This is a genomic window from Pseudomonas sp. NPDC099000, from assembly GCF_044759925.1.
GTDB lineage: Bacteria > Pseudomonadota > Gammaproteobacteria > Pseudomonadales > Pseudomonadaceae > Aquipseudomonas.
The window spans coordinates 370835-385025 of record NZ_JBIWAF010000003.1 but is presented as its reverse complement, the minus strand read 5'-3'; the positions used below and the strand labels follow the sequence as shown (position 1 = coordinate 385025).

At 60.6% G+C, this 14191-nt stretch carries 9 protein-coding genes; all 9 read right to left on the bottom strand.

Features of this window, described 5'->3' with window-relative positions; all coding sequences use genetic code 11:
• Positions 1–12: 12 nt before the first annotated feature.
• Entirely contained in the window at positions 13–2946 is a 2934-nt protein-coding gene (locus ACIQV9_RS06380) for a TIGR00180 family glycosyltransferase (protein ID WP_403099394.1), read from the bottom strand.
• Positions 2947–2997: 51 nt separating this feature from the next.
• Positions 2998–3735, bottom strand: a complete 738-nt coding sequence (locus ACIQV9_RS06375; protein ID WP_094471212.1) for a cephalosporin hydroxylase family protein — start codon at positions 3733–3735, stop codon at positions 2998–3000.
• A 17-nt stretch (positions 3736–3752) separates the two neighbouring features.
• The gene (locus ACIQV9_RS06370; RefSeq protein ID WP_403099391.1) at positions 3753–4823 is read right to left on the bottom strand and encodes a class I SAM-dependent methyltransferase; all 1071 of its coding nucleotides are present in this window, start codon (positions 4821–4823) and stop codon (positions 3753–3755) included.
• Positions 4813–5670 (bottom strand): NAD-dependent epimerase/dehydratase family protein, encoded by an 858-nt coding sequence (locus tag ACIQV9_RS06365; RefSeq protein ID WP_403099389.1) that lies wholly within the window; start codon positions 5668–5670, stop codon positions 4813–4815. Before ACIQV9_RS06365 ends, ACIQV9_RS06370 begins: the two co-directional genes overlap by 11 nt.
• Entirely contained in the window at positions 5667–6893 is a 1227-nt protein-coding gene (locus ACIQV9_RS06360; protein ID WP_403099387.1) for a methyltransferase domain-containing protein, read from the bottom strand. Before ACIQV9_RS06360 ends, ACIQV9_RS06365 begins: the two co-directional genes overlap by 4 nt.
• Positions 6890–7450, bottom strand: coding sequence for a dTDP-4-dehydrorhamnose 3,5-epimerase family protein (locus ACIQV9_RS06355; protein WP_403099384.1), 561 nt, complete (start codon positions 7448–7450; stop codon positions 6890–6892). The genes ACIQV9_RS06360 and ACIQV9_RS06355 overlap by 4 nt, the downstream gene beginning before the upstream one ends.
• Positions 7447–8529, bottom strand: a complete 1083-nt coding sequence (gene rfbG, locus ACIQV9_RS06350; protein ID WP_403099381.1) for a CDP-glucose 4,6-dehydratase — start codon at positions 8527–8529, stop codon at positions 7447–7449. Before rfbG ends, ACIQV9_RS06355 begins: the two co-directional genes overlap by 4 nt.
• Positions 8511–9284, bottom strand: a complete 774-nt coding sequence (gene rfbF, locus ACIQV9_RS06345; RefSeq protein ID WP_403099378.1) for a glucose-1-phosphate cytidylyltransferase — start codon at positions 9282–9284, stop codon at positions 8511–8513. The genes rfbG and rfbF overlap by 19 nt, the downstream gene beginning before the upstream one ends.
• Before the next feature lie 1282 nt (positions 9285–10566).
• Positions 10567–14139 carry a glycosyltransferase gene (locus tag ACIQV9_RS06340; RefSeq protein WP_403099375.1) on the bottom strand — a complete coding sequence of 1191 codons (3573 nt, stop codon included), beginning with the start codon at positions 14137–14139 and terminating at the stop codon, positions 10567–10569.
• Positions 14140–14191: the final 52 nt, after the last annotated feature.

Genomic DNA, 14191 nt, shown 5'->3' with positions numbered 1-14191 from the left:
CCTGTAGCAGGCTTAAGCAAGCAACTGCGCCCAGTTCACACTGGAAGCATCGCCGAGGGTAAAGCCCTTGCCGGTCAAGGCCAGGTTCTGGTTGTAAGCCAAATCTTGGGCAAAACGCGCTTGCCACTTGTCTTGCAGGGCCGCGGCGGTCTGCGGCGCGTCAGGCAACAGGCCCGGGTGCAGCAACTGCGCCTGAGGGCACCAGACAATCAGGTACCCGGCGTCAGCGGCTTTCAGGCAAAGGTCGATGTCTGCAAATGCTTCGTCGAAATGCTCTTCATCCAGACCGCCGACGGCTTCGTAAAGCTCCTTGCGCACCATCATGCAAGCCCCCGACACCGCCGAGTAGTTCTGCTCCACCTGGTGACCGTTCATGTAGCCTTTGGCATCTTTGCGCTCATCGATAAACACCGAGCCCAGCACGCCATTGAGGCCCAGCACCAGGCCGGCTTGCGTGGTGACGCCACGAATATCCATCAGCTTGGCGCCGACAATCCCGACTTCCGGACGCTGGGCCTGGTTCAACAGGCTGTCGAGCCAGTTGGCGTTGACCACTACGGCGTCAGCAGACATCAGCACCACGTAGGCACCCTTGGCCTCACGCACGGCAAAGTTATGCAGCGCCGAGGCGCTCAGACGCTCGCCGGTACGCAGGACGCGCAGGCGATCGTCCTTACCTTCCAGGCTGGCCAGCCAGGTCAGCAATTCTTCGGACTGGCTGTGGTTATCGGCGATCAGAATTTCGTGCTGCTGATAACGGGTGCGTTGCAGTACGCTGACCACGGCTTGTTGCAGCGACTCGAAATTGTCCTGGCTGTGCAAGATGATCGAGACCTTCGGCCGTTCGGCGTGCTGGTAGTTGATCTGCCAGGTGTGCGGCAATTCGCAGCTGATCTGAGCGCGATAACCGCGCTCCTTGAGGGAGCGTGTCAGGGTCTGACGTTCGTGGGCGTTTTCCTCGGTCGACGGCGCGTTGCAGATCAGCAGCGGCTCGGCCAGATGTGCCAGGCCACCCAAGCCGCCGTCTTCGATCAGGCGCAACACCAGATCGAATTCGAGTGCCGACGCGTATTCAGTCGAATAACCACCCGCCTCGGCCAAGACATCACGCTGGATCAACCAGTGACGGGCCATCAGCGACGGCACGGTTTGCAGCAGATCGAGGTTGACGCCTGGACGGAACACATCGCTCAGGGAACCGTTTTCCTGACGCTGGATTTCGTCCATGGCCACGGCGCGCACGCCTTCGGCACCCAACAATTCGAGGCTCGCGCGCAGCAGGCCGCTGGCGGTGAACTGATCACCGGCCTCGGCCAGCACCAGCCAGTCGGCGGTGGACTGGGTCACACTCTGGTTGATGCGTTCGACATAGTTGGTGGCGGTGACCTTGACGAAGTGCACCGTGTCACGCGCCGTGGTGGTCGCTGGCAAATCGCCGGTGGTAAACACCACCACCTTGAACGCTTTGCAGTGACCATTGACCAGGCTGTCGAAGGTGGTCTGCAACTTGACCATGTCAGCGTCAAGGTCCAGCAAGAGAATGCCGAATTGCGGACCGCCATTGTGTTTGGCCAGGTGCGCACTGATCGACTTGAGTTGCTTTGCGTCAGGATTGCGCGCTTCGATCCAGTTCAGCAGGCGACCGGACGGCATGTTCTCGAACAACGACTGTTCGTCCTGTTTCGGTACCGACGTCAGGCGCTTGGCCCAGGCTTGCAGCTTGACGCCCTCCTCCTCTTCTTCGGTGCCCTGCAACGACTCGGCCAGACGCGCAACCACGGTGCGGTTGAACGCATAGAGGCTCAGCGCTTCCCACAAACGGGCACGCAGAGTGCGGTCGTTGTCATTGGGATGAACGCGCATCAGCTCATGCTGCTTGAGCAAGATGCCTTCCAGTTCCTGCAACTGCAGTTTGCCGGCCGGCATGGTGTGCAGGAGGAATTCGAATTCAGTCAGCAGATCGAACACCGGCTGGTTGTAGAACGGCATTTCGACAAACTGCTCGGTGTTGAATGTACGCACCGGCTCTTTGCCGGACTCGAGCCAGGCCGAGGTGAAAATCAGCGTGCCTTTCAGCGAACGCATGTTGTTCAGGCAGTCGGCCATGGTAGCGAAACTGTCCAGCGCCACCTGCTTGCCCTCGGCCAGCGTCTTGTGGCTCATGCCGGTGGGCAACGAGGCCAGAAACTCGGCAAAGTGCTCGCGGTCGGCCACGGTTTTGGCGTCCTTGAGCGTCAACACCGTCAGGACGTTGGTGTTGTGCTCCGAGGCACCGTAAGGGATTTCCCGCACGGCGAACGGGATCGGCAAAATCCGCGCCTTGGCCCGTGCGAGCATGTAATAGGCATGGCCGATTTCCTGCCACTCGAAGCTGGTGCCCGGCAGCAGCGCGTTGTGCCAGTCTTGCAGCAGCTCGGTACGGCTGACCGCATAGAACGGCGGCAAGAAGTGCCCCATGAATTGCATCAGGCGATCTTCGGCCTGATCCGAGCAGTAATCTTCCGGCCCTTTGCGGTCGCGACGGAAGTAATTCACTTCCGTGGCGCGGGCCAGGTACATGATTCCGTAGCCGTGGCACATGCCGTAGTCGGCGTTGTCTTCGAGGAATTCCAGCGACTGGGTGATCGCATCGTGCAGCAGAAAATCGTCATCGGCCGCCAGCACCATGTACGGCGTGGTCACCTGATTCACGCCATAGGCGAGTTTTTCCTGCAGCCCGGTGTAGGTGAACTGCGGGAGGTGCCGGTAATCGACCATCGGGTAATCGCGGGTGATGTCGTCGTCGCTTTTCAGCGAAGAATCCAGAACCAGAATCGTGCAGGGATAGCTGCTGTAATACTGCAAGGTACGCCGCAGGTAGGCGTTGCGGTTGTGGGAAATCACCACCACCGTCAACCGTTCTTTCAGCGATGCCACATCGTTACGAGCAGTGTTTTGAACGCGCATATCTCTATCCCCACAACCGGCCAAGCGCCGAGAACCCAGATTCAATAATGATTAACGAACGCGACGCAGATAGCCGTCCGGCGCCACGGTGATCAGCAGTTTGTTCTGCAACTGACGGTCGATTTCGAAGTCAGCGTTTTCTTCCAGGTATTTCCACACGGCAGTCTTCGGGTTGTCGCCCGGGCCCCATGGACGATCCGGGAAGAAGTCGGCCGGCATGTCTTCAACCACGGTGTCCATCACCACGCAGTAGCTGTCGACCGAGACCAGCGGTGCGTACAGGCGCAGCTCTTCCAGCACGTGGTCGTGGGTGTGGTTGGAATCCAGCACCAGAATGACTTTCTTGCCTTCGGCCGCCGCGCGCACTTGCTCGGCGATGGCGGCGTCGATGCTCGAACCTTCGATCATTTTGATGCGCTTGCTCATCGGGTGGCTTTCGATGGCTTCGCGGTTGTGCGGGCGAATGTCGAGGTCGATGCCCAGCACTTCACCGTGGCCTTGCAACTCCAGCAGGGAGGCGTAGTAGATGATCGAACCGCCATGGGCGATACCGCATTCGATCACCAGGTCGGGTTTGACCTGCCAGATGATTTCCTGCATCGCCATCATGTCTTGCGGCAACTGAATGATCGGACGGCCCATCCACGAGAAGTGGTAGCTGTACTTGTGCTTCGCCGACTGGTTGAAGAAATCCTGGGCCAGACCGGTGAGTTTCTGGTCATCGCCCTGGGCGGCGATTTCTGCCTGGCATTCGGCTTCGAAGGCTGTATTGATGGTGTTGTCGGTCATTTTTCTAATCTCAATAGTCACTGGAACGAAGCGCTGTCGACGGCGTGATAGACGTAGCGTCCATCGGTCATCCGCTTGATTTCTTCGAGGTAGTTGGAGTTCATCACAAACAGGTTGGCGCCTTCGGGCAGAGTGTCCATTACCTCTTCCGGCGAGGACACACGCACGCCGCTCAGCGGTAGATATCGGCCCTGCTTGGCCGGGTTGATATCCACCACGCGATCTACCGCCACGCCGGCCCGTTGCAGGAACAGCGAATAGATCACGCCTTTGGACGACGCGCCCCAGATCGCCGAACCCTGCTCGGGGGCGGCTTGAATAATCTGCACCGCGTGCTCGAGGCTGCTGGTGAAACCCTGCGGCAACTCAAGGCGCGGCACCGGTTGTTCCGGGGTCAGGCGCAAGGTCGCCAGGTCCGCCACGATGTACAGGTATTGGCCACCGAACAGGTGACCGGCCTCGTGCACCGTGCCGAACATCCGGCGCAGGTCATCGAGGCGGAAATAATTGACGTGCTCGTAGAACAGGTCGAACCAGGCACGGTGCTCCAGGATCCAGTCGAAGCACGGCACTTCGATGTAGATCTGGCCGCCCTGATTGGCGTCGGCCATCTCGGCGAGGAAACTTACCGGGTCTTGAATGTGTTCCAGCACATGGCGCAGCACAATGGCGTCCGCCGCCAGGCCGAGGCCGCGGGTGAACGGCGCCTTGATCACATCGGCGTTGCTGCCTTCGTAGGCCGGGTCGATGCCGGTGATGGCGTAGCCCAGGCTTTTCAGCAGTTCGAGGAAATAGCCTTTGCCACAGCCGACTTCGATCAGTTCCTGACCCTTGAAGTGACGGGCAATAATGCCTTCGACATCGCTCAGGTGCTTCTGGAACTGGCCCGAGTGCGCCTGTTCGTTCTGGTAGTCAGCGTCGTAGCTGAGCTTGTCGGCATCGAAGGCCTGGTTGAAGATCAACCCGCTCTTTTCATCCTGCACCAACAGCATGTCGGCGCTGGCCGATGCCCGTGCCGACTCGGGGTCGGCAAAGGTGCGGTTCTGCAACACCGGCAGGTCGGCGACCCGATACAACTCATGCCTCATGCTCTGCTCCCAGTAGCTGTTGCAAACGGTCCGCCACGCCCCAGAACGCCATGGGTTCGTGGGTCGGGTATGGGTAGTGACCGAGGTTCAGCCGGATCGCTGCGCCACGTTCACGCAACCGCTGCTCGACCAGCGCCCGGACCGAAACCGGTTGGCCACTGGAACAATTGATCACGCCGTCGAATTCACGCTGCTGCACGATGGCGGCGAGGTAAGCGGCGGCCGTGTCGATGGCCAGGTAATCGCGCAACTGTTCGCCGGCCGACATATTGAAACTGGCGTCACCGGCATCGATGGCCCGGTCCAGCGCCGCCAGCAAACTGTTCGGGTTTTGCCCCTCGCCGTGCAGGTAAAACAGCCGCGCCCATTGCAGGGTGAACGGTTGAACCCGCTGCAGATTTTCGAGGAACAGGCGCAGGGTATTTTTTGCCAAGCCGTAAGGGTTGCCCGGCTGCGGCGTGGTCTGCTCGCTGAGCGGCCCGCTTTGCATGCCGTATTCGAAACAGGTGCCGGTGACCAGCACTTGTGAGACGCCCGCCTCGACCGCGCTCTTGATGAACCGGTAATCGGCCATCAGGTTGTGCTCGAAGTGAAACAGCGCCTGATAGTTCGGTAACCCTGGCCAGGCCAGGTGCGCCAAGGCATCGATGCCATCGGTCAGCGCGGCGATATCGAGGTCGGCGGTGTGAATATCCGCCGCAACGAATTCCACGGCATTGATCCACGGCAAGTTCGCGGCGGTCTCGGCGTTGCGCGCTACGGCGCGAACTTCGCAGCCACGGGCGAGCAAGGCCTCGACCAGATGCCTGCCGACGAACCCGGTCGCCCCGGTGACCAGGACCTTCACAGGACGGTCAACTCAGGCACGGCGATGACAAAGCGGCCGCCCCACTCACGCACCTGCGCCAGTTGCTGACTGACTTCGTGCAGCAGGTTCCACGGCAGCACCAGCACGTAATCCGGCTTCTCGATATCGATCTGCGCCGGCGTAACAATAGGTATGCGACTGCCCGGCAGGTACTTGCCCTGCTTGTGCGGGTTGGCGTCGGCGACCCAGGCCAGCAGGTCCGGCTTGACCCCTGCGTAGTTGAGCAAGGTGTTGCCCTTGGCCGCCGCGCCGTAACCGACCACACGTTTGCCATCAGCCTTCGCCTGCAACAGGAAACGCAGCAGTTCGTGCTTGATGCGTTCGGCAGCGGGCGCGAGGGTCGCGTAGTACTCGGGAGTTTTCACCCCCGCGGCAAGTTCGGCTTGCAGCTGCCGGGCAACGGCTGGCTGCACTTCGCGACGCACACCGTCGGCACGCTGGACGAAGACCCGCAGCGATCCGCCATGGGTCAACAGCTGACTGACGTCGAACACTTCCAGCCCATTGCGCTCGCACAGCGCTTGCACCGCAGTCAGCGACAGGTAGGAATAGTGCTCGTGATACAGCGTGTCGAACTGCTGCCCGGCCATCAGGGTCAGCAACTGCGGAAACTCGAACGTCGCCACGCCGGTCGGCTTGAGCAGCGTCGCGAAACCACCGAGGAAATCATTGATGTCCGGCACGTGGGCCAGCACGTTATTGGCCGCCATCAGGTCGGCGGACCAACCGTCGGCGATCAGTTGCGATGCCGTGTCGCGACCGAAGAACAGCTCGCGGATCTCCAGGCCTTTTTCCCGCGCCGCTTGTGCGGTGCTGCGGGTCGGCTCGACGCCCAGGCAAGGGATGCCGCGCCCGGCCACGTACTGCAAGAGGTAACCGTCGTTGGCCGCGATTTCCACCACGCGGCTGTCGGCGGTCAGGCCGAAACGCTCGACCATCTCGGCGACGTATTTGTCGGCATGGGCCAGCCAGGTGCTGGAGAACGAACTGAAATACGCATACTCGGCATCGAACAGGCTGTCGGCGCTGGTGTAATCCTCGGTTTGCACCAGCCAGCATTGCTGACACACCGCCACTTTCAGCGGCACCCATTGCTCGGCTTGTTCCAGCTGATCGGCGCGGACATAGGCGTTGGACGGCGGCGAGGTGCCGAGATCGATCAGCGGCAAGGCCAGAGAAGTCCCGCAACCACGGCAGTTCATACACGTACTCCAGCGAAGTGTTCATCGAGCAAGGGATGGCTGGAATCCCGTGCCGACAGATTATTGACAGGCAACGGCCAGGCAATCGCCAGCCGTGGATCGTTCACGCTCAAACCACCCTCGTGCACCGGCGTGTAATCCGCGCTGTGCAGGTAGAGCAATTCGGCGTCGTCGGTCAGGGTCTGGAAGCCATGGGCAAAACCGGCCGGGATCAACAGACTGCGACCGTCGCCGGCGCGCAGGTGTTCGGCGTGCCAGTGCAGGAAGGTCTCGGAGTCGGGTCGCAGATCCACCGCCACGTCCCAGACTTCACCGCGCAGGCAGGTGATCAGTTTGGCTTCCGGCGCACTGGCGTTCTGGTAATGCAGACCGCGCACACTGCCGCGTTCGCGGGTGCAGGAATGGTTGATCTGGCGAATATGAAACGGCTCGCCGAACGCGCTCAGGCTGCCTTCGCAGAACAGCCGCGCAAAGTGCCCGCGATCATCTTCGAAGCGTTTGTGCTGCACGCTGAACAGCCCGGCGAGCGGCAATGGTTTCAACTGAAACTCACTCACAGCGCGCCTCGATACAGGTTCAACTGGCCCAGGGTGATAGCGCGCATGTCGTCGCCGTTTTGCCACGCCAGGTGCCAGTCGAGGGTGTGGGTCAGGCACTGCTGCAACGACCAGCGCGGCTGCCAGGCCAACAATTGACGGGCGCGGCTGCTGTCCAGACGCAGCAGACCGGCTTCATGCAAATCACTCGGCTCGATGCGCAGGCCACGGGCTTGCGGCCAGCGGCTGGCGAGCAATTCGACGACTTCGCCGACGCTGCACATGTCCGCTTCGCTCGGGCCGAAGTTCCACGCACCGGCAAATGCCGGACCTTTTTCATAGAGGCCGGCGGCCAGTTGCAGGTAACCGGCCAGGGGCTCCAGCGCGTGCTGCCACGGGCGCACGGCTTGCGGGTAGCGCAGGGTCACGGGTTCGTCGGCGGACCAGGCTTTGAGCACATCGGGAATCAAACGCTCTGGTGCAAAATCACCGCCGCCCAAGACGTTGCCGGCACGCGCCGTGGCCAGGGCCAGCCCGTGCTCGGCATGCTTGTCGGCCGCGAAGAACGAAGCGGCGTAAGACTGCGCCAACAACTCGCAGCAGGCTTTGCTGCTGCTGTAAGGGTCGTGTCCACCGAGGGCTTCGTTTTCACGGTACGGCCACAGCCATTCCTGGTTGGCGTAGACCTTGTCGGTGGTCACCAACACGCAGGCACGCACGCCGCCGACCTGGCGGATCGCCTCGAGCAAATTGAGGGTGCCCATGACGTTGCTGGAGTAAGTCCCCAGCGGGTCGCGATAACCTTCGCGCACCAGCGGCTGGGCCGCCAGATGCAGGACGATTTCCGGCTGGGTCTCGGCGATCAGCTCCAGCAGCGCACCGAGGTCACGCAGGTCGCCGCGTTGATCGTTAATGCCTTCGTGCACCCGCGCCAGCTCGAACAGGCTCGGCTCGGTCGACGGGTCCAGCGAAAAACCGCTGACCTCGGCACCCAGGCTTTGCAGCCACAACGTCAACCAGCTGCCTTTGAAGCCGGTGTGGCCGGTCAGCAGAACCCGCTTGCCGCGCCAGAACTCCGGGCTCAGTCCCATTGTTTCCATGGGGCCTCCCCGCTCAGCCACAACTGCTCAAGGTGGTTTTTGTCACGCAGGGTGTCCATCGGATGCCAGAAACCGTCGTGCTGGAAGGCTTGCAGCTGCTGTTCGCTGGCCAACGCGGCCAGCGGCTCGGCTTCCCAGGATGTTTGATCGTCGGCGATGTAGGGCAGCACTTTGGGCGACAGCACGAAGAACCCGCCATTGATCCAGCCGCCATCACCGCGTGGTTTCTCGATGAAGCCTTTGACGCTGTCGCCGTCGCGCTCAAGAGCGCCGTAACGACCCGGCGGCTGCACGGCGGTCACGGTCGCGAGCTTGCCGTGGGTCAGGTGGAAGTCCACCAACGCGCCAATGTTGAGGTCCGAAACGCCGTCGCCGTAGGTGAAGCAGAACGCTTTTTCGCCTTCCAGGTAACGGGCAGCGCGACGCAGGCGGCCACCGGTCATGGTGTCTTCGCCGGTGTCGATCAGGGTCACGCGCCACGGTTCGCTGTAGTTCTGGTGGACGTCCATGCGGTTGTTGCACATGTCGAAGGTGACGTCGGAGGTGTGCAGGAAGTAGTTGGCGAAGAAATCCTTGATCGCGTAGCCCTTGTAGCCAAGGCAGATCACGAAGTCATGAATCCCGTGGGCGGAGTACTGTTTCATAATGTGCCAAAGAATTGGCTTGCCGCCGATTTCGATCATTGGCTTGGGCTTGAGGTGCGACTCTTCGCTGATCCGCGTACCGAGACCACCTGCCAGAATTACTGCCTTCATCGCTGTCCTCTTGCTCTTCGCGCGGCCCTGCCACCCCCGCGAGGGTTGGCGAACCGTCAGATGCACATCATTTGCCCGCAGCCACTGGGGCCTTCACGCGTTTTGGGGTGAAGGTTTTATGGCGATATGTGGGGGACTTGCAGGAAGTGAGCCAATTGTCTGGGGTTGGCGACTGGTGAGGTTTGGGGTTTGGGGTTTTGGATTTGTGTACATATCCGTTTCTGCGGTAACGGCTACTTATGGTTTCGCTCTTACAGCGACTCACTTTTCCAGACGCCGAAAAGTAAGCAAAAGGCTTCGCCCCGGCGTTCGGCGCCTCGCTGAGGCTCCGCGTTCCCTCGCTACGGTGCCCATCAGGGGGCATCGCCTACGGTCTGCTTCGCGACGACCTCCTCTCGATGTGTGCGGCTTCGCCGCACGGCGCTTCGCGCCTACCCCCTGATGAACACCTACGCTCGGCCTGCCGAAGGGGCGAAAGATCAAGATCAAGATCAAAAACAAGATCAACGTCAAAAGCCAAAGCCAAAGCCAAAGCCAAAGCCAAAAGGATCACAGCCTTTGGGAAGCTTGCGTACATCCGAAAGAACAGGTCGGCTGTCAGGCCGCCATCGCTGGCAAGCCTGCTCCCACAAGGGCTTGGGGTATATCTGCAAGAGATTGGTCGGCTGTCAGGCCGCCATCGCTGGCAGGCCAGCTCCCACAGGGGGTTGGTGTATATCTGCAAGAAATTGGTCGGCTGTCAGGCCGCCATCGCTGGCAAGCCAGCTCCCACAGAGGCTCGGTGTACATCATCAAGAGACTGGTCGGCTGTCAGGCCGCCATCGCTGGCAAGCCAGATCCCACAGGGGTTCGGTGTATACCTGCAAGAAATTGGTCGCCTGTCAGGCCGTCTTCGCGGGCAAGCCTCGCTCCTACAAAAACGGATCGGCGTACACCGTTTGCTTCTCACCACTCAACAGGCCGAGCGTTAGCTCGCCTGCTTTTGATCTTGATCCACCCGCCCCTTCGGGAGGCTGAGTGGAGGTGTTCATCCGGGGAGTGGCGCGTAGCGCCGTTCGACGCAGTCGAACACGCTGCATGTAGGTCGTCGCGAAGCAGACCGGAGGGCAGTGTCCCCGGATGGATGCCGGAGCGAAGGTACGCCGAGCCTTAGCGAGGGGCCGGACGCTTGGGGCGAGCCTTTTTGGGTACTTTTTTGGCGTTTGAAAAAAGTGCCTCGCCGTAAGGGCGAAACCGCCAGCCGCCGTTACCGCAGAAACGGATATGTACACAGACCAAAAAATCAGTCCGGCAACCACCCCCAAAGCCAATGCTGCAAATTATCCCCCCGCAACATAAAGTCCCGATGCACCGCCTCCCGCAACTGATCCCCCATCCGATAGCTGGCATCCGGATCAGCCAAATGCATACGAATCGCCTGCAACCACTCCTCAGTGCTGTTACTCAACACCTTGGTACACGGCAGGAACCCGTCATAAGCCCGGGTATCAGTACAAATCACCGGATACCCACAAGCGCCATATTCCAGCAACCGCAAATTACTCTTGCAGTCGTTGAAGATATGAAACTCCAGCGGCGCCAACGCCAAATCAAGGTTCAGGCTAGCCAACTTGTACGGATAACTCTGCAAATCGATGGTGCCATAGAACTCATAAACGTACGGGCGCAAGGCGTCCGGGCACATACCGAAGAAGACCCAATCCACCTCATTGGCCAGCTCGCGAACCACATCGGCAATGATTTCCAGGTCGCCGGTATGGCTGGTACCGCCACCCCAGCCAACCCGTGGTTTTTTCGAGGTGCGACGCTGACTGGTCAGCGTCGCCCACGGATCTGGCGGCAGCATGTTGGGCACCACGCGTATCTCGCTGTGCATGCTCGACAACGAATCGGCCAGCGCCTGCGTGGTCACCACGACGCGGTCGCACAGAGCAACGCACTCACGCAACATCTGCTCGGTGTTGATCGGCTTGTTGCGGGCATGGCTGTTCTTTTTCGGCGTGCTGATAATGTAGTCGTCCAGCTCGAAAATCCGCAGGGCACCGGAGTATTTCTTCATGCGCAGAATGTCTGCCGCCGAACCGTCGCTATAGCGCCCCTGCAAGATAATGGTGTCCGGCGACAGCCGCTCGATTTCCACGGTCGACGGCGACTCGTAGGCCACTCGCGAAATGACTCGCCCGGCGGCCTCAAGCTCGGCCAGAGGCGCGGTCACACGGTAATGCCCGATCGCTGATTCATTGACCGGCAAGCCGAGAATCAGCGGCAGGTCGCGATGGCAGAACGGGTTCCAGTTGTTGCGCAGCGAAGGCTCCAGACTGAAGCTCGCCACACCGAGCGTCAGCGCCGGGTTGTAGGCCGGATCACGGGAGATTTTCGGCAACCACTTTTTGTAGAAGGTTTCGTGCTCAAGCACCTGCGCCTGCACATCGGCCTGCGAGGTTGCGAGCGAAGTTTCTTCACCCATCATCACAGTCGCAAAAGGTGTCCAGACGATCAGGTAACCGTTTTTATCCGCCTTGAGGCACAGATCGACACCGCCGAGCCCCAGGTTGAATTGAGCCTCATCCAGCTGACCCAGGCTGTCGAACACCTCTTTGCGCACCATCAGACAATCACTGCTGACAGCACTCCAGTTCTGCGCCACCTGCAGACGCTGCATGTAGCCCCGGGCACTGGCATGCTCGCCGAGAAACGGCGAAGTGGCAGGCCCGGCCAGCCCCAGAATCAGACCGGCGGAAACGATCGCACCGTTGGAACCCAGCAACCGCGCGCCCACCACGCCGACTTCCGGGCGTTGAGCGTGATTGAGCAGTTCAGCGAGCCAGTCGCCCGCACAAATCACACTGCGCGGGCTGAGCGTCAGCAGGTACTCGCCACGTGCCTGGCTGGCAGCGAAGTTGACGATGGCGGCCTCTCCGGAACGCCCGTCATAACGCAGCACCCGCAGCATGGCCGCGCCCAGCTGAGCCATGGCGCCCAGCCATTCGGCCATCGCCGCATCACCGCGCCCCTCATCGACAATCAGGATCTCGTATTCGGTGTAAGTGGTCTTTTCGATCAGGCTTTCGGTGCAACGCTGCAACGCCGCCAGCGAGGTGCCCGCGGCAATGATGATCGAGACCACAGGCCGGTGAGCGTGCAGGTAATCGATGCGTTTGAGCAGCGGCAACTCTTCATTGCGAATCCGGTGCTCGAGACCGATGCGGGTCAAGTGCGCGCTGACCACCGCCTCACTGCCCTCAATCACCTCGGGCAACGACAGCCAATCGGCAAAGGTCAGGGTCGACTCCACCTGAATCTCGGCAATGTGCTCGATGGTGTGCAACCCGGCCTCTTCAACCAGGCGCCAGAGCAGATCATGCGGCGCCAGTTCGCCGTGAGCCGAATCGAAGCCACCCACCGCCAGAAAGCGCTGACGCTCGAACGCCAGCGCCCGCCCGATGTAAGGATAAGAACGCATGAGGTCGAGATTGAAACCCGGCTTGAACACCGGCTCGATGGACTCACCTTCGACCAGCGCGCCTTCATCGCTGTAGGCGCAAAGCATGCCTGGCGTACCCGCGATGCGTTCGGCCAGCACCAGCAGCGCCGACTCACGTAGCGTGTCACCCGCCCGCAGCAGATAAAACCAATGTGCGCCTTCGAGTTGCGGCACCACGGCATTGAGCTGTTGCGACCAGTTGTCCTCAAACGGTAGCTGCAGCACCTTGTCGTTGGCATCGCAGTCAGCGTTGGACAGCACGACCACCGCTTGCGGTGCGTACAGTTGACTGTCGATGCTGGCGAGTGTGGCTTTGAGCGCGACGCTGTCGGATTCAGTGTCGATGATGATCGGCACCAGGTTCGGACGCACGGCCCAGCGGCTGATACGTTCCGGCATGTGACGCGCTTCCGCCGGGTTGAATTTGCGAACCGACAGCCACTCGCGGTAGAACTCGGCATAGCTGTCGCTATTGCCGCCCACTCGGCCATTGACCACGGTGTTGCGGTTGCCCAACACGCGCACCACACACAACTCTTCCCACTGGCGCGGTTCTTCAGAGGCCTTGCTCAATTCAACGCTGCGCACCCAACCCGAGGCCGGTGCCGACTCGCCACCGCGTGCTGTCAGCATTTGCGCCAGCCATTCCCATTCCTGCACGGCGGCCCGAGTCATTTCCAGGGTTTTACTCAGGCGCTCCGGGTACAGACGCTCAGTACTCAGCACCGTGTTTATCGCCGCCAGGTTACCGCGACGCAACAGGCACACGAACAACGCAAAATCGAGCATCGCGACAAAGCCGGAACCTTCCTGAATCAACGCAGGCAACAGCTCCAGCACATCGGCACGACGCATCAATGTCGAGCTGAAGTTGCCGATGAAATTTCTCGGTGTACTCTCGAAAATCGCCAACATGTCATCGCCTTTGAGCAGCGAATCAAGGGGCGAAAACCGGCAGTTATCGATGCGTGGCGGCAAGATGAAATTGTTGGCATCGCTCATCATCCGCAAGCCACAAACGAGGGTGGCGTCGGGATGGTCGATCAGTACCCGGGCTTGCATCTCGATGCTGGGCGTGAACAGACGGTCGTCGTCGCACAACACTTTGATGAACTCGCCTTGAGCTTCCTTGACGCAGCGCAGCAGGTTCTTTTGCAGGCCAAGACGCATCGGGTTACGCAGGTAACGAACGGTGTGCACAGGGTCGGCGAACGACTCGACGATGTCGCGAATCTCGTCGGAAGACGAATCGTCACAGACGACGATCTCGACATTCTCATACGTTTGAGCGAGCGAACTTTCCAGCGCCTGGCTGAAGAAGCGCGGATTGTAGGCGGGGATGACGATACTGACTAAAGGGTGTTGATTCACGGCGAAACTCTCGAGCGGCGAGCCCCTGCCCTTTCAGGCAGAGGCTTCGTAA